Here is a 22746-nt window from a genome sequence, read left to right on the forward strand (position 1 = left end):
GGTGTAGAGCTTAGCGTTGTCCCACGCGTCGCTTGCGATTGATCTCCCATTGCCTGGATTCGAAATCTTCATCTGACCATTCGGCGAACGCGGCCTCATTGCCAATTGGGACCAAAGAGGACTCGCCTTCGCCCTGGTTGAGTCGATTGATTACAAGCAACGCATCGATAGCGCTTAGATTTCCGTCTGAATTAACGTCTATGAGGGCTTCGAAACTTTGAGGCGCACCCTGCAGCAATCCACTCCGGCCTTGGTTGATCAAGTTGATAACTAGAAGTGCGTCAATAGCTGTAACCACGCCATCATTGCTCACGTCTTCGGCATCGTAGAGGTTGTTCCAAGCGAAGTAGGTGGTGGGCGTCGGTTCAATAAAGATAAAATTCGGATCGACCGCATAAGTTTCGAGCGAGTCATACACGTAAGGATTGAACGTGACTTGCAAGGCATTTGGCGGCGCGTCGATTATCATGAACCGTGTACTGCCAGTTCCTTCAAAACGAACATAGTTCAGTGGATAATACCCAAACGTTCCGAACTCGTTCCAAAGCGAAGCTGCTTCTAATCGCAATTCACCAAGGTCATCTTCTGCATCGCTAACGAGAATAGGAATACGCGGACTGCGAACTCCGGCAAAGATCGTCGGTGGATTTGCCAGCCATTGAGGGTCAATGGATACAGTGGGCGCCGAGTTAACTCTAATTGACCCCGGAAATATGCCCCTGGCGAATTCGTCTGGGGTGCTATCAACCATCCAACCAATGTAGTACTCGCGATGCGGTAGTAGACCGTCTGGAAGTGCGACTGACCCTTCAACTTCCAAGTCATCTTGTGCAGCGATCGGGGCACCTTCCCAGGTAGCAAACACGCTATCAGTCGCAGGGTCGAGGGTATCGTCGTCACTTAGGAAAAACTTTACGCGAGCTGGTCCGCTGTCCGCAAGCCCGCGATTGTAGAGACGCATGCGAAATCCCAACTGTTCTGTTTGTCCTGGAGTATCTTGGACTATGCCCGTATTGGCACGAGGCTCTTGGTCGTAAACCACATCGTCTCGTCTGCCGATCACGCTGTAGTACTCAGAAATTATCGCTTGAGGCGATTCACCCGAAACCGGGTTCAAAGCGAAGTGCGTTCCGCTGCCAGTTGTGCCGGTCCACCGGTTTAGGTTGTCCTTCATGGCCTGGGTTACGCGAGTGAAATCGTTCCCGTCCGATCCGCCGCGTGAGACGATGCCAGTGAAGTTGTATTTGCCTTCACCGATACTTCCTTCAAACATCCACAGCGGTCCGCCACTCATTCCCGCATAAGTGTCAATGCCCGAGGTGTTTTGCCAGGCTGCTACGCGCTGGTTGTATTGGTTTAGTGTCTCTCCGTTAAGCCTATCAATAAACGTGTGCGTGGGGTTATAGCGAGCGTAGTCTCGGGGAGCTGTGGAGATGCTGGTTGCTCCACTGCTCACATACTCTACAGGGCCGCCCGTTATCACCTGAGGATAGTTCTTTGACGCCCATACCGAGTCACTTGGGTACCCAGATACCAAAGCAGTGTTGTAATACTGGTCGTTCGAATTGGGTGTGTAGCCTCCCATCGTGTCAATGGTTGGCACAAAAACCGATTGTGCCCGACTGGCTATGTTTTGATCGAGGACTAACAACGCATAGTCATATTGTAGGGATTCATAAACCGCTGAGTGACCATTCGAAGTCGGGATTGCAGTGCCCCTCATATTCCGCCATTCGTCGGGGATGAACCATTGCTTTACTCCCACGACACCCGTGTGTGCCGTTTGCCCATCCCAGCCGAACTTCACGATCATCTTTTTGGGATCGACGTTGATAGTAACCCGTCCACTCATGTCCCGTCCAAAGACAACGTGCGCTGATGTTAGTGCCAGATTGGAACTAATAAGAAAGGCTGTGCCATAGCCTTCGCTTAGCGTACCGCCGAGTTGCCCATTTCCATCGCTATCGTTGATCGCCATACCCACTGCGGGCATAGCTGCCAGTGCTCCCAGCGTATTAACGGGGTTCCTGAGTTGGCTGGCTGGAATTTGAATTCGCGAGTCGAATCCAAAAACAGTCATGGCTAACCGCTTCTCAAACTTCTCAAATGAGAGACCGCGAGGCTTAACTTTATCACGCATTTTCAACTGCCATGGAGTACGAGGGAATACGGCCAGGCCCATTGTAAACCAACCAGTTTGCTATCGTTATGGGGACCTCGCCCATGGCGCAATTTACATAGCTAATGATAGAGGCTCGTTGTCAGCCAAATGCCGTTCGACTTGCCTCGCAATACCTGCGATCGAGAGCCGTTTGACAGCCAGCGGTGTCGTCGCGTCACTACGAAGCTCTTTGCGTGAAGCTCGTCAGATCTACTTCACAGAAGTTCGCCAGTGGAAATTTGGTGTTGGCTACGATGAGCGTGGGCTACAGCCCGCTGGCTATCGCCAATGTCATGACCGATCAAGGTGCTTCAGCAGTCCAGGTCGATTGCGGAGCTTAGCGAGACTGCTTTGTTCAACGGCAACGACACGGCTAACTGTGCATCGGAGAATTTTTGCAGTCTCGGTCTGGGAATATGTGAGTTCGTCCTGTTCGCCAGTACCAAAACGTAGTCGAAGTACATTTTTAGCCTGCGGGCTAAACCCAACCCGAAGCACCTGTCGAACGTCTGCTTGCAGTTCAGAATGCATTGCGGCAATGGATGGATCACACGTTCGATAATCAACTACCGTGTGAGATCTGCAGTTCTGTCGTGCCATATGCGATTACCGATTGAAAGCTGCGGCCAAATTGTCCTTGCTCAACCAAGTTTATCATTCGTCAGAGGACATGTCAGGTGCAAAATAAAACCAATTGTCGCCGAACAGATTTGCGAGGCATACTGACAGGCGTACGAATGCTTGTGACGCTAGCTAGGGGATAGACTTCCGGCATGTCGCCAGTGGCATGGGGGTAAGAAGTTTGCGGCGGTTATTTGGAGGGAGCTTGGTCAGGCGTAGAGGCCGATCGAACGTTGGCGGTCGACGAAGTGCGCCGGCACTCAACGACTATTTTTCCTGGAATTTCAAGACAAAACCCTTGGTGACGTCAGCGTTTTTTTGCAGGTAGTCTGGTAATTCACTTAGTGCGTGACCGCCTCCCAGACTGGCTCGACCTGTGTCTGACTCCCCTACAATCATCGCGTCAGCTAACTGTAAATCAGGATAGCGAGTTACGTTGACATCAATGACGACTTCCTGAGGCAAACTTGCCCCACTCCTGCTGACACCCGTGAGCATTTGCCGCGATCCGTAGGCAATGGCCGTGAACTCATTGCGGTGATCCGTGTTTCGGGCAGCGTTGAGTGTCACAGTGTCGCTGGATGTAAAAAAGTCCGATGGCACCCCTCGCCAACCTTGCGCCTCCAGCTGAACGCGGATAACGAAATAGAAGTTGTCTTCCTTGAACTTCTCACGACCGTGGTTTCCGAGAATCAGCGTCAAAAGAATGACCATCAACCCAGCCACAAACAACATGATGTCTTGAAAGAATACTAGCACGCGATTCATTGGCCGATCTTATGCTCCAAAATACCTTTGGCTGCCTTGTCCGAAATATTCTTCACATCGCCCGATACTGTGTACTTTCGTGAACCAGCGAATACTTGCATGCGCATATCCTGTCGCGAAATCCGATTGCGCACTGTCTCGTAAAACAATCGGCCGTGCAACATCGTCTCCATTGTCGACGAACCGCGAGAAACAAACGACCCCGCGCGGCGGCTGGCTTCGACGTCTTCAATAAATAATGGAATCGTGTTGGCCATTCCCGCTAACTCGGCGATCGGAGGTGCAATCGGCCGAGTATCCGTCGCGGCCGGTGCAGTTACCGTCTGCGTGCCAAAGTCCATGCGGTACTCAATGGTGTTCGGCTTGCCCGTCCGCCACCTGGTGTCGCTTTTGAGCTCGATGTCAATGACATTCTTCCACCACATCTCAGGCAACATTGCATTGTTGTTAACACTACAGAGGTACTCGGCCACATGAATCATATAGTCTTCTACCTTCAAGTTACGATTGATCGATGCACCCTTAAGTAGGTTATTGGCATCGGCCAAGTCGAACGCAGTACGTCGGACTAAGTACTTGGTCAGGGCTGCATTCAGAACCAGCTCATCCATCGCCGCGTTGCGACTATCAATTTTGGCCAATCGTTTGCACGCCTCCAACTCAATGCTCAACAACTCTTCTGGAGTGCGCGAAGTCAGGTCCGAAAAGCTGATTGATTGCTCGGAAGCTCGAATTGTGTTCAAGCAATTGAGCAACTCGCTGCGAATGTCCAGTCTCGTACCATTCTCCTGCTCAATCAACTGCTCCAAAAGTGTCTTGTTTGCCCGCTTGACACCGTCAAGTCGCTTGAGCTCGGTGAGCATTTGTGGAATGGCGACAGTATCGATCTGATCCACGATGTCGAGCAATTTGGGCGATGACGGTTGCTCGATTTCCAAATACAGTCGAGAGCCCGTCGGTAAGCCACCGCTTATTTCCATCGTCAGTCGCTTGGCGGCTTTCTCCCTGTCCAGCTTGTTCACGCGGATTTGGACTGATTCGTCCAGCCTTTTCCAGGCCAGAAAGTCATCCTCGCTCGAGGTAAAGCTGACGCTCCGCGATTTGCCCGAAGGGTAGACCACAGTGACCAGAAACTTTGTTTCACCTGATTGGGCCTGACTATTGTGCATTTCAATGATAGCGAACAGCGACATGCCGCGATCCTCAGATTGTCCGAATGCCGTGGCATACAACTTGAATAGGATGATCCCGACGATCGCTACGCATGTCGCCATGTCCAGAAATGACCATTTCATGGTTTTACTCCGGCCCAAGTTCCGTTGACAAGCTTCGGTAGTATTCGGAATCGCGAACTTCGCGCACGAGGACGAACTGAATCAAGATGGAAACGACCAGGGCTACGAAGGTAGTATTAAAGGCCAGTCCCAAATCGGAAGCCAACTGCTGCGATATGCCGGGTCTTTCCAAAATGTACTGCACTACGTCCTGCTCACCCAGCGAACCAATTGCAAAGCTCAAACCCAATAGCGTGCCGATGAAGCCCAGCTTGGCCAAGACCGTCCGCAAGATTTTAGCTCTTTCGAGTCGCCCTTCATCGACCAGTAGATTCAAAGCTGCCGGCTGTTCATCTCTCGGCAGCGGACGCAAGATCAACAAGATGTAGAGGCCCAAGGTGTAGGTGACAACCTGAATGCCGTAACCCGTTCCCAGAAACAAGTTCAGTAACGATAGATACCAACGCATCGAGCGGAGTTCCTGTCCCGCGTAACGCGAGACGCCCTCAAACAGCGATTTGTTGGCTTTCAAGTAGGACAGTAACAATCGTTTGTCTTCCACTCGCAACTCCATTTCCGAATGGAACGGGTCATACCCTGGCGATTTTATTCGAGTTACCAATTTCTCTGCCCACCTCTTCAGCTCGCTGTCTGTCCGTTCTTGCGGCCCTGGCGAATCCTTGACGCATTCGTACCAGATGGTGGCGAACATTACGTAAGTGGTTTGATCTGGTAACGGCACTCGATCGTTAAAAGTCATGGTGTTGATGGTCGATCGATCCAGCGTCGCATACAAGGCCGCGTCCAGCAGAGGCCCCAAGTCCGCTTCGGGTGGCTTACCATCAAATGCGACGTACACGTTCTGCATTCTCAGACGCACTAGCGTCGAGGGCGCGCTTGCATTGCTACCGTACGATGTTACCGCTAGCTCGTCGAGTTGCTCGAACTTCGAAGCGTTTCGCGAGATTGGACCTGCCGACGTGTTCTCTACATCGACCACGTTGAAAGGGTTGGTGCACCAGTGAATGGTCATCACCAAAAGATACTTGATCAAAAACAGCCCGCAGATGAAGACACAACATGCCCAGTAACGCCAGTTGGCTCCTTCCCAATAAAAGATCGTGGAGATTAACATCAAGCAACTTGTCACCAGCACCCCAATAGGAAAGTTGGCATCCAGTTCCAAGTACGACGCAACATTGGGGTACCGATTCCATAAAAACCACAGCGCGAGCAGCGTGCAAATCGTAATGCCCAAAGTCAGAAAATTATTAGCCTTCGTCTCCGACAGATGTTCCCGCGACCGCCAGAAAACTGCCATCGACATGGCGATAATCGTTAAAATAATTGAGAAGACGATAAAGTTGAAATCGCGGTTATCTCGCGCATCTTTATATGGTGGAAGTTTGGAATAGACGAACCCAAAGATCGCCATCAGTGGAAACGTTACCGCGACCCATCGAAGGCCACTTGTCTGTTGCGTTGGATTATTCATTGATTCGGCGTCATATGGTCGGCTGGAGGCTTGCTTGTAGGGAGGTTAGCTGGCAGACCTTCTTTGACCAGCAACATTGTGTACAGGCCAATCCTATGATATGCCGCAGCGTACGACTCTCCACCAGCCGGAATCTGATTGTCGTAGGTCGATACCAACACTTCCAACAGCGGCCGCAATAGGCTATCGACGTTACGGGAATCCGCGATCCAAGCATCAACGGCAGTGGTTCGTGAAAGTACCTCGAGTGTACGTGAGAAATATGCCAGATTATAATAGTGAAGCCATGTGTGATAGGTTGTTTTGATGCGTTCGGTGTCGTAAGCAAACTTGCTCTTGAAAGTGTCGGCATCGGGCCATAGAGTCGTCGATAGGGCAGCTGCGTTGCGTTCCCGGCCTCGATAGTAGGTCCACGATTTACTCATCAAGTGTCCTCCGAAGAGAGTGCCGCCTGCGTACGGTTCGATGTTCGGTTGGTAATAAACAACGAGATTTGTTAGGTTTGTTGACCGGTCGATGCTATTCGTCAGTGCCTTGATCGCGTTGGTCACGTCGTTTCTGTCGCAGAACACGATTTCCTGCAATATTTGCTCGTCAAATCTCTTCTTGTCTTCTTTGCTGGCTTCGTCGTCGCCAAGCGACAAGTAATGATCCATCGAAGCTGGCCGCGCGGAACCCGCGTTCTCGTATGACAATTTCCAAAGAGTATACATGACGAGCATATTTACTGACGAATCGCCGACGATTGATGAATCATTTGGACTTACATTCAAATAGCGCACTTGCCCATCTTTGGCTGCGTCAGCCAGATAACGACGTACCCGAAACATGGTCCTCATCAGAGCCGTGCGAAACGTACTGATTTTCCCTGCGAATTCGTTTGATATGGCGGCGTCGGCAATTTCTAACGACAATTGCTCGCGTATCTGAATCAGATCGAGCAAGGCCAGGCAATCTAGGCCTAAGTAACAATAGGCATACGTGTTCTGGTAATTTGAACCTGTTGGGAGCGAAGCCAATCGTAAGCGATTTTCCGTAGCGTCGAGCAAAGTGGGGTCGACCCCTGCAATGATCTCGTCGAGAATCGCGATGTCTGTCTTTTCGCCAGTATTCAAGACCAGCTTAGGCAGTAACTCGGAGTACAAATTGAAGGTGGCTGCCATCGACCTATCTTTTATCAAGTCGAGGACGACTTTCGCTCCAGTGGACCTCGCATGATCTTTCAAGGCTTTGCCATAGTCGTCACCAAATCGACTGGGCTCCACGGCATCATTGCCAAGTTTCGAGACCAATTTGAGTGGGATACCAAGTGGTGGTGTAGACATGGTCGCACGGATCGAAATCTTTTCGGTTCGATCGAATGCATACTTTGGTGTCTGCCAGCTGGTAAGCTGCCAAGTGACAGTGGATAGGGTGGGGGCAGGTTTTGTTTCTGGTTGAATGACTCGAACGTCGAAGTTGTCCAGCTCTGCTAGGAGTTCATCACTGGTGTAAGACTTTTTGGGCAACGCGATCCGCATTCGCTGCAAAAATTGCATCAGCGTGGAAGAATCTACCTTCTTAAGATCTTCGTTGATGAGTTCCTTAAAATTGCTGTCTAGCTCTGCCTGGCTTTCAGGATAGGATTTCTCAGGAACGACTCGATGTGAGATATCGAGTTGGTTTTCATCAGGAAAAGGATAGGGAATAGGAATGTAGATCAGCTCCGCTTCGGTAGGCAAACTTGGATACTCCCAGCGTCCCAGTACAAGTCGCTGCCCAGCTTTCAGCTTTAATTCCGCATCTGGGTTGAGCAAGTAATCGCCCCGAAATTTGGGGACTCGCAGACAAATCTGGTGCACATTGTCTTTCGGAAACACCAGCGGTTTGCCCGACTGATCTACTGCAATTTGAAAATGCGGTGAGTCTTGCTCGCCCGCTATCGTCATTGTGTGTTTGGCCCCCGCACTCAGCGGGATCACAATCTCACCTTTCAAGTTTTGCCACAATTGTTCACCATCAGCTTTGATGGCGATTGCCGGTGCAAAGGGAAGTTCTTTTTTGTCCCTGGCTTGGTCTATTTGCAACCAGAAATACCATGCTAGGAACCCGATAACAATTGATGCAATAGTTGCGATCCAGGCAACGACGGTCCATTCAACCTCTACGGGCGGGAGAGGTGGTGGTGGGCGATCGACTTTGACAATCTTCTGAAATTGCTCAGCTGCGAATAACCACTGTTGCCTTTTTTGCACACTATCTTCGTCCGGCACATTGCCCAGTTGGATGTAGTGGTAAGCAACCTCTAACTCACTGCGAACAGAATTGCTCAAGACCGACATGCAGCAAGCAGAGATAGATTCCGCATGGCTAACCAGGTTATTGCAAATTCCCTCAACGTCATAGAGTTGCTTAAACCCGCTGTCCCATCCAAGAGGGCTTTGTAAAGCAGTCAGCGTAGGGCGCAACTGCTCCTGGCAGAATATGGTTATCGCCTCTTGAAGCTGTTTTTGAGCGACTGGCAGTAATTTAACTTTTTCTTGTCCGGAGAAATCGAGGGTGGTGCAAAATCCCAACGGTTGCTCATGCCAGTTTGTTTGGGGCGATGAGGGCGCCAACGATTGCGCCTCGCTGTTCACCAGAAAAAACTGCACTCGCGCGATCGCTTTGCCTCGGGGGATGAGCTTGATCAAGCTGGCCAATTGATTGCTGAGAGCCACCGACTGGACGTTTGCCAGTTCGGCCTCCACGAAGAACACCAGATTTAAATTCGGCGCGAATTTCGACTGCTTGATAAACTTCTCGGCGTCAACGGCCTTAAAGCTATTACCATACTCAACGAAGACGACGCTTCCTACATCGGCGTTTTCACGCCGAACAATCCGCATGGACACTGAAGAGTTGTTCGAGAATAGCTTCGAGTGGCTTTGTGTCACCAAGTGAAACTTAAGCCGCGACAGTTGCTCGTCAATTGCCTCAGGAACGTAGACCAACGTGGATGACAGGCTCACAGTAGGTCTTTTACTATAGAATTCCATCGTGATTCCGGCCGTTAGTAAAGAAATGATTCTTGGGTCAGACTCGCGAACTTCGACGGACTGTATTTAGTGGAAGATCGATAGAGGTTCTTGCACCGCTCGACTTCATCATATCGCTTTCGAGTATGCGTTTCCTGGTGCTGAGCGTCCATCCAACAAAACTCTGCCTGATCGAATTGAAGATGGCTTCCCTTGGAGCTGCTGCCCAGTCTTCCGGTAATAGGCTGTGAAGTTCTTCACGAAACGGGAAACCAAAGAGGATGCACAACCAAAAAACCTCCACCGTTTCCGGGTACTGGTTTTTTGCCAAGTTCGCCTGTCGCCAGAAGTTAATGCCAGCCTCTGTCGTACCGTAGTGGGCCGCTTCGAGGCTCTTCCAGTGTGCAGCGGGTTCGTTGGCCAAACTGAGTATCGCTTGGTCGATCCAACAGACTACAGGAAACGCTGCGCCCCAGAATGCCAGATTCGCTTTATGATCGCGCTTGGATTGTGCAAGCAAGAGCGAATCAAGATCTTCATGGAGTGCTTCTGTCAGCCTCTGCCAATGCGTTTTGCGCCAGTCCATATTCCTGTCAACCGCCTCTTGGCTCTTGAGTCTAAATTGCTGGGTCGTTCGAAAGATGTTGTAGATAATCGCAATCTCACCAGGGTTCATTTGAGTCTCTCAGGGCACTTTACAAGGTATATCGCTGCGATCTTCGGACGCACCGACCAGCATTGTAACAACACTGTCGGCGACTCACTCACGGCCCGTAGTTATTCAGCATGCCAACAACCAAAGCTACCCGCCATACCGGTGAAAGTTTCAACTCAGGCAACAGTGGATGAAAGGCCCTGTCAAAACTCAGACGCAGAAGGTATCTGGTTGGATGCCAGGGGAAATGAACAGCACGGTTTGGCGTTCAAAAAGACGGCCGGACTTGCAGAGCCACCCAAATGGGGTGGGTTGTTAATAATCCCTTCCACGCGCCTATGCATCCTGGTTGTTACCAACGCGGCAACAATTCGTGCAAAATCTAACTCCGCAAAATTCACTGCGTTGAGCTGCGCCACGGCCTGGACCGACCGCCCTATGCGACCAGAGTGGCAACCTTCAAACTGCTGCAATTGGTACGGTTCGCGTTGGTTGATGCCACAGGTTGGTCATGTAAGCAAAGCTAGTTCGCCTAATGGCTTGTCTCGCCGCACGCAACTCGAACGTTGAACATGGGTTTTGCAGCGTCGGTTAAGCACGGGATAGCGATGGCAGTTCTGGACTGCTTGATGCGCGTAGAGCTGCGAGCTTAGAGCGAAGTGCAATGTTGTAGGTCAACGTTTGGGGACGCTCTATTGGCACTTCTAAGCACTTCGACACGTCCGATTTGGGACTAAGCGTCTGTCGCACGCCCAACCGGTATCACCGATCTGCAATCCGACAGCATGGGCGCTACCACAATATGACAGATTTAGGTTCCACCCAAGCCTTTGGGGAATTGCCGCGTGTATAATCGCCAGATCACGCAATGGGTACCGGTTGCGGGAGAATCCAATGCACCGTCCGATTTTTATCAATCGCTTGGCATTATCGTTGTTCGTCTTATCTAGTATGGCAGCTCCGCTGTTCGGAATCTTGGGCTGCGGGTCGTCGTCAAAAGCCTCAAATTCATCCAGCAATTCCTCTATCGCTACGAACAATAATGTGCCGCTAACTACCGATGAGGCGGCTGTGCCTTCGCCGTTTGCTGTGGCGATCCCGGACGCCCAAACTGTTACGCCTGCACAGAGCCAACACTCGATTCAATTTGTCGATGCCGCGGAAAGCTTGGGAATCGATCACCAGTATCACAATGGGGCGGCTGGCCGAGTAATGATTGTGGAAACTTTAGGTGGTGGGGCTGGATGGTTGGACTTTGACAATGATGGACATTGGGACCTGGTCGCCAATCAAGGCGGTCAGGCAACCAACACTAACTGGGCTGAACAGACGGTCGACCAGTTGTATCAGAATACGTCCAGTCATGGCTTCCGCAACATCACCCTGGCAGCTCGATTTCACGATCCGTATTACAGCCAGGCAGTTGCTGTGGGCGACTTTGACAATGACGGTTTCGATGATATTTACATCTCCAACCTAACAAGCAACACATTGTGGCATAACTTGGGCGACGGCACGTTGGTGGAAGTGGGAAATTCAGCGGGCGTTGATGACGCGCGCTGGAGTGCCTCGGCCGCGTGGGCTGATCTGGACTCCGATGGCGACTTGGATCTCTATGTCTGCAACTACTGCGTTTACGACCCACTAGCCCCCAAGGTCTGCCTGGATCCGCAGGGTCGACCGGCGATGTGCAATCCCGGGACTCTGGATGCGTGGCCCGATGCATGTTTCTTCAATCAAGGCAATGGACAGTTTCTGGAACAGTCCGTTCAGCGAGGTTTAACAGGAAAGAACGATCGATCCTTGGGCGTAGCGATCGCGGATTTCAGCGGCGATAGCTTGCCCGATGTTTACGTAGCCAACGATACCACCGAAAACTTTCTGTTCATCAACTTGGGTAATGCACGCTTCGAAGAGCGTGCCGCCCTGTTGGGCTGCGCCGTCGATCGTGAAGGTGGTTTGCAAGCCAGTATGGGCGTGGCAGTTGGGGACTACGATTACAACGGCTGGTTGGATGTGTACGTGACCAATTACTATGAGGAATCCAATACTCTGTATGCCAACTTTGGGCCCGCCGGTTTTCAGGATACGACCGCCATCGAGCGACTACATCAACCCACGTTGCCGTTTCTGGGCTTTGGCACCATCATGGAGGACTTTGATCATAACGGCCAGATGGAATTGATGGTTGCCAATGGCCACGTCAATAACGCCCCATCCAACCCCGTACAGGCGATGACTCCACAATTGTTTACGCGAGGTAGCCATGGTTGGCGCGAGATTAGTAAAGAAGTCGGCTCGCCATTTCGACTGGCAAGATTTGGAAGAGGCATCGCCACCGCCGATTACGATCGTGATGGGGACTTGGATATGGCCGTACTCAACCAGAACGATCGGCTATCGATACTGCGCAACGATTCGAACTGCCAGGCTTGCATAAACTTGCTCTTGCATGGCCAACAGTCCAATCGCCGCGGTATTGGCGCATTGGCCACACTGCGGTGTGGCGATGTCAGTCGAACGAGACAGTTGTGCGGTGGCACCAGCTACGCATCCAGCATGCAACCATTATTGCGATTTCCTCTAGGTCAGCTCGATCTATCGCAAACCATATCCATCGAACTGCGTTGGCCCAGCGGCCAGATCCAGCACCTGAACAACCCGCCCCGTGACCAATTGGTAGAAGTCTGGGAACCCTAAGCACGTGTGCCATTTCCAACTGCCAACACAATCGAAGTAATCAAGGCACCTCGATCAGGCGCCTCGATCACTTCGGTTTCCTAAGCAACGCAGTGTCGACGTGCTTGGTCCCACTACTTTGTCAAGGTAAGCTCGAAACTCTTGCTCGAGTCAGAAACGGTGAATGCCAAACCAGAGGTTGACTGGTTGGCATAGCGCTTGGGCAGTTCGTTGCCATTGCTGGGGGGTTTCTTCCCTTGCCGGCCTGGCCCTTTAGGGGCATCCTTATAAGCCTTTTCGTAGGCGGCATATTCCTCTTCAAGTGTCTTCGGGGCGTTCTCGGCTGGAGCTTCAACCGGCGGTGAGCTGTAAGGACTGTCCCCGGCTTCAGAGAAGTACTTGGTCACCGTCACTTGATAGGCTCCTGGCTGGGCCCCATCACCCGAACGAAAGGAGGTCAACGCGAATTTACCTTGCGCATCAGTGCGACCTGTGGCCGGCTGAATCTTGCCTTCTTGCGGGACGAAGGTGACAGTCGCACCTTCAACTGGCTTGCCGTCAAACGTGACCGTTCCACTGACCGCAATCGTCTTAGGATAACTCGGTCCACCACAGCCGCTGAACATACCGCAGATCGCCAACCCGGTGGCTATTCTGCAAATCGTCTTCATGGATCATCTCCTATCGATACGAATGGATCGCTTATTTTGAAACTTGAATGAAGTGAGCGAGACATGGTCTCGCTCACTGCCCGCTGAAACGCGGGTTTACACCAAGCACCAGTTGAGACCGTTAATCGGGCACGTTCGCCACTTCACCACCATTGCGCGTTCCCAGCGCACCCCAAACGCCGTAAGGACTTGGCCCCATCGCATCTGCGGCTCTAACCGTCAAATTACCGGTATCAATCGAGTCACCGACGAATCGGACGGAACCATCGGCCATGGCTACGTTGACCCCACCGGTATGCTCACTGGTCGGCGGAAGAATCGCCGGGTCACCATCGCCCCATGCGATCGTATGAATGCACGAGGGCGAGTTGGGCGGCAGAATTGTATTGAAGGCTACATAACACGGATGGCCGTCGTGCCAGAACTTGCCACCATTGCCTTGATGCCGCGTGCCAACCACCAAAAATCTACCGTTCGATACGGAACGACAGGTCAAGGGATTTTCGTGAACGTTGGGCAACATCGCAATGGTTGTTCGATGTCGCACACTCTCTCCCGCGACAACCGCAGGATTGCCTTGATCACTTGGATAACCGGTCTGGGCTACCAAGCGCTCACTGTACATGATCGTGTTGCTAGTACCATCGGTAATACTTCCATGCGAAGCATGACCTGCCAGCGAAAACATTCCGCTGAGATTATTGCTGGTGTTCATGTCCCATTGCCAACGACCAATGGATGAACCGTTGCCGCCCAGGCACATGGAATAACTGTTCAGACGACCAGGCGTGTTTGCACCGGGATCCGAAGGACAACGCATGTACGATGGCGACTGATTCCAAGCAGCCCAACCCGTCCAACCTTCGGGACCGCCTGGAGGAATACCATTGGCTGGATCACCGGCTTGAATCATATTGAACTGCGCGCCGCCCTCGATAAACGGCAGCAGCGAAAGCCAGCCGCTACGACGATTCTGATTGTTGAGCGCCCCGGTGGTCGTTCCACCTTGTCGATAATGGAACTTCTTGTACGCGCTCTCGTAATTGTGAGATGCCAGTGCCAACTGTTTTAAGTTGTTAGAGCACTGCATGCGGCGGGCTGCCTCACGGGCAGCCTGAACCGCTGGCAATAGCAACCCTACCAAGATGCCGATAATGGCAATAACCACCAGCAGTTCAACGAGCGTGAAGCCGCTTGGCCTGTGTCGAATGACCACGATACTCGCCTCCAAAGAAAGATTAACAGAAAAGAAACACAGATCTCAGCAGCTTACAAAATAGCAAGAATCTCGACCCCAGTCAAACCTAGGTGGCTGAGGCAAACACTAGAGCCGCCTAAAGACAGATCCGCTGCCGTTAACCCGCAAAATATCAAAGAGATGGATTTTCCTAGGAAAGCACAAAACAACCCAACTGGATAGATTCGCCCACCGGCAGGCCGAGAAATATGGGCGACGATTATTTTTTGTGCAGATTTCGAAGCTTTCTCGCCAGTTGAACCTGGTCGCACACTTCCAGATAGTTGGCCATCTGCTCTAACGCTTCATCAGGCAGGGCATCGATCCGCGGGGCGAGCGTAATTTGACGCATCAACTGCTTACCTAAGTTGGCTCGCTGTTGGGTCACTTGGGCTGATTCCAACTGTTCAGTGCGACGCAACACACCGGCCAGCTCATGTGCCGACAACCAATCAAGAGGCTGGAGCTGAAGTGCTTGCTCATAAGCACTACGTGCTTCTCGCCATTGCTCCTGGGCCGCGTGATACCAACCTTTGAATCGCCAGAAGCGATGGTCCGATATGGTCTCTGGTGGGGCACTGTTGAGTGCGACGGCAACAGCTGTAACATCACCCGCCTGGCAGAACCGCCCCAATTCGGTAGCCATCAAATTAATGTTGCCCGGGTATCGCTGCCGAGCTTCTCGTAACTTGTCTTCAAAGAACTCTTGGGCCAACTGGGGTTTCGAAGCATCGACGGCTTCTTGTGCCGCCAATTCTCCCAACTCTTGATTGCTGATCAGATGCACGATCGAAGCCGCATAATACAGTTCGCTCTCCGGTTCTCGCCGCAACCACAACGAATTCATATCAAACCCGTTTTTGTAAGTTAGCGATGGGGCAGCTACGAGGTAAGCATACGTTACTGGCGTATCGCAACTACTTTCGATCGCACGTCGGGCTTCGGCGACCGTCTGCTGGTGCTGACAAGTCATCGAGTAGTAGAACAACAACCGATGGTGGTTCTCGCTATCGCGTGGATAAAACTCCTTCGTGCGCAAACATGTCTGATAAGCTAACCGAGGTTCATTGAGTTGCTCCATCTGCAGTTGACTCAGCCCTAGCAAAGCTGACAGCGGCGGAGGTTCCGATAACTGTGCGAGGTAGTCCGCGGCCACTGGATACTGCCCCATGGCTTGGGCCGCCTCGGCCGCCATTAACCACGGAGCGTGAGCTGTAGGATCGTAGGCCGCCCACTGCCGAGCCAGCTCTTCAACCAAAGGCCAATCACCAGCTGAGCGCGCTGCCTGGCAATCCCGCACTAACTTTTCTTTGGCTTGCCAAACGACATTCTGTTGATACCATATGCCAGCGCTCAAGAGCATAATCACAACCAACGCCAATCGTAGCCAGGCACTGCGCCATAACCTGGTACCGGCAGTTGAACTTTCCCCACGTACAGTGGCGAGGCGATTTTTTGAACGCTCTGGATTCAGTTGTCACTCTCCACTATCACATACTGTCCACCTGGACGCAACTTAGGAATGTGTTGCTCAATGCCAGATGGCCACTGTAAATCTAGCGTCAGCTCAGTCTCTTCCGCCGGATCCACCTGACTCAACTTCTTGGGCAGCGTAAAACGTAAAACGCGCTGGTTGCAAGCCATGTACCCGCAGCCTCCCACCAACTGCACGGTCTGTGACCAATCACCAGTATCTCGCAGTGTGCCAATCGTGCAATACGCGTCGCGCTGAGAAACGGTACCGACCAGGCGCACCGCAATCGTGTTACCCACTGCCTGAGAGCGATTATGTAAGATTGCCAAAGGCAACTCCAAATCGCTCACGACCAAATCTTCCAAGCCATCAGCGTCGAAGTCCCACTTAGTTAAACTACGGCCTAGACGTTGCTGGCTGAAGAAAGGATCGCCACTGAGCTGCGCACTTTGGTCCACAAATTGGCCAGGCCTGTTTAAACCACTCTTGGAACGCGAACGCGCAAATACTTGTGGTCGCATTCGCAGTGGAATATTGATATGGGTTTGATCGTCGATGTGCCCATTTAGAACAACCAATTCCATCTGCCCATCGTTTTGCTCATCTATGGCTTGCGTACCAAAACCCAGCATGGGTAGACTGGGGCCGGATAGTCCCAGCGTGGCAGATTGGTCTGTAAAGAAGCCTGCATCTTGAACGTAAAGTGTATTGGGTTCGTTGTAGAAATTGGTGACATAAAAATCGACCTGCCCATCGCCAGTCACATCGTTAGCTGCAATGCCCATGCAAGCTTGCGATCGACCGGCTGAATCAAAGGCCACTCCACGGACAACTGCTTCATCTATCAACTGTTCGGATGTTTGGCCTGCATCGGCTGCTTGTAGGTTGAGCAATAAATTGGCTTGTTGGTCGATGGCAATAAATATGTGTGGTCGCAAGTTATCGGCCAGCCTGGCCACTGCGATCCCCAGTCCGTAACCGGCTAGTAGCTCGGCGCCTGGACCACGATAGGGCTTCAATGATCCGTCGCTTTGTCCCAACCACAAGACGTGCGGTGCCGTTGGAAAGACCAGCGGTGTGCAAGCTCGAGGCATGCCGGCGACGGGACATAGCCTGGTGGTGATCTCTGGGCCGCTGACATAGTTCACATCATAAACATCGGTCAAGCCATCGCCGTTGACATCGACCATGGCCGCGCTGACAGTCCACTGGGCCGGCAAGTCTTCGCTGAATCGATCATTTCCGCTGATGAAAGTGCCATCACCCATGTTCAGCCAAAGTTGGTTGTTGCCAAAATTGGCTACATAGATGTCATCAAAACCGTCATTGTCTAAATCTCCGATCGCAGGTCCTTGACCATAAGCCGATTCGTCGATGCGGGCCGGTTTGGATGACTCGAGGAAGCGGGGCAACCCATTGGCAGCTGCGCCCTGGCTGCGATACAAACAGTCATGCTCTGCCTCATTGCCGCCGGTCGCCTGCATCGCTGAACTGGGCGCTGAACTGGGCGCTGATTTTTCAAGCGACGGCACAGAAGTGTTCGCCTGGACTACCAACAAATCCACGCTCCCATCGTTGTCGTAATCGATGGCACCTGTACCAGCGCCTGTGATTTCAAACATGCGCCGGCCAGCATCCGGTGAGCGCGGCGGTTGCGCCAGGTGAAAATCAATACCCAGTTTCGCTGCTACCTCGCTCCAACGCATTTCGGTCTGGGTTATCGATTGGTCAACGACCTCGGGAACCGTTTCACGCTGGGTTACGTCGCTGCTCAATGCTGGAGCCTTGTCCCGCGTAGGCAATGGGTACTCGCTACGCCAGGTGGCTTGCGTGACCAGGTTGTATTCAGGCAAAGTACGTGGAAGTCCCGGACGGACATGTGAGCGAACTTGATGAATCAGTTGTTGGGGCCAGCTCAATTGTGGATTGATCGACAGCGCATAGGCGCACCAGCCCAAGCATTCCCAAGGACGGCCAAGCTGCGCGGCTAGCTCCGCCGCTTCCTGTACCGGAGGCAGGTGCTGTCGCGACGTATAAATTTGTTCCAGGGCCAGGTTTAGTCGTTGCAACAACAAGGCACGCTCGGCAAACTGTTTGGCCCTCTGGCTCTGCCCCTGGCGTTGCAGCAATTGGGCAAGTTGATGGTGGGCGATCAGATGCTGTGCATCGATGGAGATCGCCGTCAAATGACACGCAATCGCTTCGGGCAATTGCGTGGCCATCAAGAGCTGCCCTTGGATCACCCAAACGTCTGGATGCTGCCATGCGCTCTGGGGCAATTGCCTAAGACACGCCTGGCAGGCATCGGGTGCAATCTTTAACAAGGTCCAGCCCAATTGTACGCGAGCTTCCAGCAAATCGGGCTGTTGTGCAACCAGCGATTCGAGCAAACTCTGACTCTCTGTATATTTCCCTTGCTCACGCAAATGAATCGCCAGCGGTAAATCGACAGCCCGATCCTGCGGCTGGAGTTTTCTTAAACGCTCCAGTTCTTGGTGAGCCGTGATCTCTTTGGCCAGGTTACCGATTTTCAGGAGGTGATCGACTGTCCCATCATCAGACTGAATCAATCGCAGGAGCGCGGGGAGTGATTCCCAGCGTCGCCCCAGCGTCGTCAAGATCTCGGCCTGGCGAAGATGTGCCACGAGCAAGTTGGGATTCAGCCGGAGCGATTGCTCCAGCAATTCCAGGCTCTTGCGCCAATTTCCCAACTCGTATTGAATCTCCGCCGCAGCCCAGCGCGCCATGGGAGAAAGCGGAGTACGATCATCAACTGCATTATAGTGTTCGAGTGCTGCTGCATACTGATGTAGACCGCTGGCTGCTTCGCCTGCAATCATACGCAAATCAGGAGCTTGTGGTGAATCTCTCAAAAGGTCTTCGGCAAGTTGCAGGGCGATGGGAAAATCTCGCGACTCGAGCGCCTGCTGAGCCATTTGTCGAGTCGCGCGCGGTCTGGCAACCAAGGTGCTCTGCCAATACAGGCCAGCCAGAACCCCCAAGCCGATCAACAATATGCCGACGATCAACTTCTTTATCAGCCCGGCATGGCCGCCGCGTGAAGCTCTTGAGGGTTCCGTTGACGAACTCTTTGAAGATCCTACTGAGCAGTCTCGTGCGGGGCGCTTTAAAGTTGATTTGGAAGTGCGACGTTTCATGGTAGCTGTTGCGCTTGCGAGTTTCCTTGTAACAGCAGCCAGCGTCCGTTGACGGGCAACGTACCAAAGGCTTGCCGCTGGCCGTCTGGCCAGATTACCTCCAGTTGGTCAATTTGCTGGGCGCTACCCACGCCAAAATGCAACCGCTGTCCGAAGTGACTTTGATACCCCCTACCAGCGATCAACTCTTGCACGATGCGTCGCGTCCCTATGTGTACAATCACTCTGGAACCCAGGCCATCGCGGTTGGTTCGTGAACCGACCAACTGACAATCGATGTAATTGCCAACATGGCTCAGGTTATGAATCAGTTGAGCTCGGTCATTCAAATTCAATACGATTGCATCGGTCCGTCCATCGTTATCCAGATCATCCAGTGCAACACCACGACTGACTTGGCGCACGGTAGCTGCAGATCCGCTCTGGGTGCTAATGTTGGCAAACTTGCGACCCTGAAGATTCCGATAGACCAGGTTGGGAACTGCAAAGCGTTCCGTATCGTTCAGGCTGGCTGAGCCTGGTATCAAGTGGCCCGACGCAATAAACAAATCTGGCCAGGTATCGTTATCGAAGTCGCTAAAACCGATGCCCCAAGTCACGTTACGGGCGGCACTGCCCAAACCTGCACTAGCCGCCACATCATCGAAGTAACCTTGCCCCGAGTTTTTGTAGAGCGTAGGCACTTCATCCATAAAGCAGGTCTTGGCCATATCCAGCCAACCGTCTCCATTGTAATCGGCCAGGTCAACTCCCATGCTGGCTTGTTGGGCTCCGGTGACGTCATACGCTACTCCCGCCAACATGGCTGTCTCTTCAAACCGCTGGGCTCCTTGATGAAGCCACAAAAAGTTGGCGGCCGAGTCATTGCATACGAAGATATCGGTGTCTCCATCAGCATCAAAATCAGCGGCCAGTGTGCCCATCCCTGGTCCTGCCACTGCCTCGATACCCCACTGCGCACTCACCTCTCGCAGCCCACCTTGCCCGTCACCTTGCCATAGAGAATGAGTTTCGGGTTTATAGTCTTTAGGACCTGGCGCAGCAGGTACGCCGAAGATGGTGCGATTGACCCCATACTCAAACGAAAACTTGATATAACGAGCCAGGTAGAGATCCAGTACGCCATCACGATCGATGTCCAGTAGTGAGAGTCCTGCCCCCACGCGGCGAGTTTCCGAGGCAGCTTCGAAATGCCACCGCTCAAATGTGCCATCACCCTTATTGACCAGGCATACACTCGGACCGTACTTGCTGAGAAAGATATCGGTATCGCCATCGTTATCGTAATCTCCTGCGGCCACCCCCAACGCAAAACCTGGCTCATCAGCGTGGGCTGAGATCGAGACATCCTCGAAACGCATTCCGCCGACATTTCGGTACAGTCGCGATGAGTACCGCGAAGCTGCTGGCCCAGAGACCGTCGGCTCGTTTGGGTTTTCAGTGGCCGAGGGTGTCAACTCACAACCACTCAACAAGTAGATGTCGATCCAGCCATCGCCGTCGTAGTCCAAGGTAGCCACGCCCGAGGCGACAGTCTCAACAATGTAATGCTTGCCGGTACCACCACTGAAGTGGCGAAACTCAATCCCCGAGGTGGCGGTCACATCGTCCAAACGAATTGCCTGAGTCGGGATGGTAGCGGGCGCGGCAGTTTCAGTCGTTTGCGCCAAGCCTATCTGGTACGTGGCCAGCCACAATATGCAACTGAAACACGTTAGCCCCATCAGGCCACCGCGCCATGGAATCCAAGTTCGCAAACGATCGGGCGAGGTCATGATCGGGACTATGGCTTAGAAGGTGTATAGACGCGCTGCAGGTGTTGCATGGCCACTTTGTATTGTTGATTGTCGGGCTCCAGCTCAATGGCTCGTCGCAAGGCTTCATAAGCATCAGCATAGTGCTGTTGCACGGCATATGCTTGGGCAAGTAGTTCCCAGTCAGAGCCGGAGCCACGCAGCTTGACAGCTTGCCTGGCATGCTCAATGGTGTCCGGGAGCCCGCGATTGGATTGTAACAAAATCCGCGCCACAGCCGCGTAGCCCTCAGGGCTGCGAGGGGCCAGCTCCGTGACTTTCTTATACTCGCTGATGGCTTCGTCGATGCGCTGCGAATCCTCGAGCAATCGTCCGAACGTAAAGCGATAGCTGGCTTGGTTAGGTAGTGCTTCACACATTTCCTTAGCTGTGGCTAAGGCTTCGGATTGCCGACCTTGACCTCGATAGAAACTGAGCAGCGGTTCCCAGGCTGCTTCGCTCCGCGGTTTCAAAATAACAGCGCGACGCAACAAGTATTCGGCCCGCTTGAGGTCGCCAGCACTCTGATAAACACGAGCGGCAATCTGGTATCGCAAGGCGACTTCAGTTACTTCATCCAGAAACGTCTCCTCGGTTGACCGGTTTTGATTCGATGTGCGTTTCGACTTCTGTTTTTCAAAGAGAGCTTGAGCCGCTTGTCGGTCGCCCAAGCGCACCAGCGCTGTTGCCAAGCCTTGTTGTGCTCGCGGTAGCTCGGGTACAAGTTTCAAGGCTGCGTCAAAGGCCGTTCGTGCCTGGTCGAACTGCTCACTGGCCAGGTAAGCTTGACCAAGGGCTACGTACGTTGCGGCCGCCTCCGGCTGTTGATCAATGGCTTGTTTGAGCAAGTCAATTGCTTTGGATATCTCGCCTTGGCGTGTGTAGGCTTCGGAGAGATCGTTGACCAGGTCGGTACTATTGGGGATGCCCTTCAGTGCCTTTTCAAAGTGCGCGATCGCTGCATCTAACTCCCCTTCGAGCATGGAGACTTTACCTAAACCATGCTCGGCATAGAGGTAGTTAGGGGCCAGCTTTAAAGCCTCTTCCCAGCACTGACGAGCCTCCTTGGTCCTACCGATCAAGAACAGAAACCGGGCTCGAACTTCCAGAGCATCAGGGTTATGAGGAACCCGCTCAACCAGTTCGTCAAAAACATGCTGAGCTTCCGCGCGCAACTGCTGGCCGTCGCTGGGCCTGGTAGGTTGCTTCAGCGACACATCCTGCGCTAGTGGCTCAGCATTTGGAGGGTTACTAGCAGCCGCTTGAGCAATCACTTCTTGGGGTGATGCATCACCAGGATCTGTGGACGTTGTAGACTGCTGAGGATCGGTAGCAGGAGTGGTCGTAGCAGGAGTGGTCGTAGCAGGAGTGGTCGTAGCAGGAGTGGTCTTTGCAGGAGTGGTCTTAGCAGGAGTGGTCTTAGCAGGAGTGGTCGTAGTTGGAGTTGAAACGTGGCTACAGGCAGGCAAACAGACGAACGTCCAGCCAAGAAACAACTGCAAAGTTGAGAGTTGCCACCAACGCATAGCGTGACCAGCCATAAGAGATGAGAGTTCCAGTTGGCTGGAGGATCAAGCTAGTCCACACCCAGGCGGCGGTCAAGCCTGGGGCTGCTGGACGAGCGGGGGCCCTAAGGGCAACCAAGCCGATGCAAAAAATACGAATTATCCGCGACCAAGACGTGCAAGTTGCGATAACCGGGATAGCTGTCTTCAGCATTTCTCACACGCCAAAATTTTGCCTCGATCAACACTGGAGCGAATT

At 52.7% G+C, this 22746-nt stretch carries 14 protein-coding genes; 2 read left to right on the forward strand and 12 right to left on the reverse strand.

Annotated features, from left to right (window positions below; genetic code table 11):
* Positions 1-10 precede the first annotated feature (10 nt).
* Positions 11-2080: a dockerin type I domain-containing protein gene (locus SH573x_RS22320; RefSeq protein ID WP_479350019.1), complete on the reverse strand. Its 2070-nt coding sequence runs from the start codon at positions 2078-2080 to the stop codon at positions 11-13.
* A 275-nt stretch (positions 2081-2355) separates the two neighbouring features.
* Here SH573x_RS22320 and SH573x_RS22325 point away from each other — a divergent pair, with 275 nt between their 5' ends.
* Entirely contained in the window at positions 2356-2502 is a 147-nt protein-coding gene (locus SH573x_RS22325) for a hypothetical protein (protein ID WP_479350020.1), read from the forward strand.
* Positions 2503-3049: 547 nt separating this feature from the next.
* On the opposite strand, the gene SH573x_RS22330 is transcribed toward SH573x_RS22325, so the two are convergent.
* The 5 genes from SH573x_RS22330 to SH573x_RS22350 all read right to left on the reverse strand — a co-directional run bounded on the left by SH573x_RS22330 (position 3050) and on the right by SH573x_RS22350 (position 9991).
* Positions 3050-3550, reverse strand: a complete 501-nt coding sequence (locus tag SH573x_RS22330) for a hypothetical protein (RefSeq protein ID WP_479350021.1) — start codon at positions 3548-3550, stop codon at positions 3050-3052.
* Positions 3547-4845 carry a hypothetical protein gene (locus SH573x_RS22335; RefSeq protein ID WP_479350022.1) on the reverse strand — a complete coding sequence of 433 codons (1299 nt, stop codon included), beginning with the start codon at positions 4843-4845 and terminating at the stop codon, positions 3547-3549. Before SH573x_RS22335 ends, SH573x_RS22330 begins: the two co-directional genes overlap by 4 nt.
* Positions 4846-4849: 4 nt before the next feature.
* Positions 4850-6319, reverse strand: a complete 1470-nt coding sequence (locus SH573x_RS22340) for a hypothetical protein (protein ID WP_479350023.1) — start codon at positions 6317-6319, stop codon at positions 4850-4852.
* On the reverse strand, positions 6316-9192 hold the full coding sequence (locus tag SH573x_RS22345) for a hypothetical protein (protein ID WP_479350025.1): 2877 nt from the start codon (positions 9190-9192) through the stop codon (positions 6316-6318). Before SH573x_RS22345 ends, SH573x_RS22340 begins: the two co-directional genes overlap by 4 nt.
* A gap of 181 nt (positions 9193-9373) precedes the next feature.
* Positions 9374-9991, reverse strand: a complete 618-nt coding sequence (locus tag SH573x_RS22350; RefSeq protein WP_479350027.1) for a DotU family type IV/VI secretion system protein — start codon at positions 9989-9991, stop codon at positions 9374-9376.
* An 873-nt stretch (positions 9992-10864) separates the two neighbouring features.
* Here SH573x_RS22350 and SH573x_RS22355 point away from each other — a divergent pair.
* On the forward strand, positions 10865-12670 hold the full coding sequence (locus tag SH573x_RS22355; RefSeq protein ID WP_479350028.1) for a CRTAC1 family protein: 1806 nt from the start codon (positions 10865-10867) through the stop codon (positions 12668-12670).
* A gap of 113 nt (positions 12671-12783) precedes the next feature.
* On the opposite strand, the gene SH573x_RS22360 is transcribed toward SH573x_RS22355, so the two are convergent.
* The 6 genes from SH573x_RS22360 to SH573x_RS22385 form a co-directional block, all read right to left on the reverse strand.
* Positions 12784-13320 (reverse strand): transthyretin-like family protein, encoded by a 537-nt coding sequence (locus tag SH573x_RS22360; RefSeq protein WP_479350029.1) that lies wholly within the window; start codon positions 13318-13320, stop codon positions 12784-12786.
* A 121-nt stretch (positions 13321-13441) separates the two neighbouring features.
* The gene (locus tag SH573x_RS22365) at positions 13442-14536 is read right to left on the reverse strand and encodes a DUF1559 family PulG-like putative transporter (protein WP_479350030.1); all 1095 of its coding nucleotides are present in this window, start codon (positions 14534-14536) and stop codon (positions 13442-13444) included.
* Positions 14537-14777: 241 nt separating this feature from the next.
* A complete protein-coding gene (locus tag SH573x_RS22370) occupies positions 14778-15926 on the reverse strand; it encodes a tetratricopeptide repeat protein (protein WP_479350031.1) in 1149 nt (382 codons plus the stop codon).
* Between the two features lie 101 nt (positions 15927-16027).
* Positions 16028-19060, reverse strand: coding sequence for a CRTAC1 family protein (locus SH573x_RS22375; RefSeq protein ID WP_479350032.1), 3033 nt, complete (start codon positions 19058-19060; stop codon positions 16028-16030).
* Between the two features lie 125 nt (positions 19061-19185).
* On the reverse strand, positions 19186-20964 hold the full coding sequence (locus tag SH573x_RS22380) for a CRTAC1 family protein (protein WP_479350033.1): 1779 nt from the start codon (positions 20962-20964) through the stop codon (positions 19186-19188).
* Between the two features lie 8 nt (positions 20965-20972).
* On the reverse strand, positions 20973-22523 hold the full coding sequence (locus tag SH573x_RS22385; RefSeq protein ID WP_479350034.1) for a tetratricopeptide repeat protein: 1551 nt from the start codon (positions 22521-22523) through the stop codon (positions 20973-20975).
* Positions 22524-22746 lie beyond the last annotated feature (223 nt).

The organism is Rania fehmarnensis, from assembly GCF_056494185.1.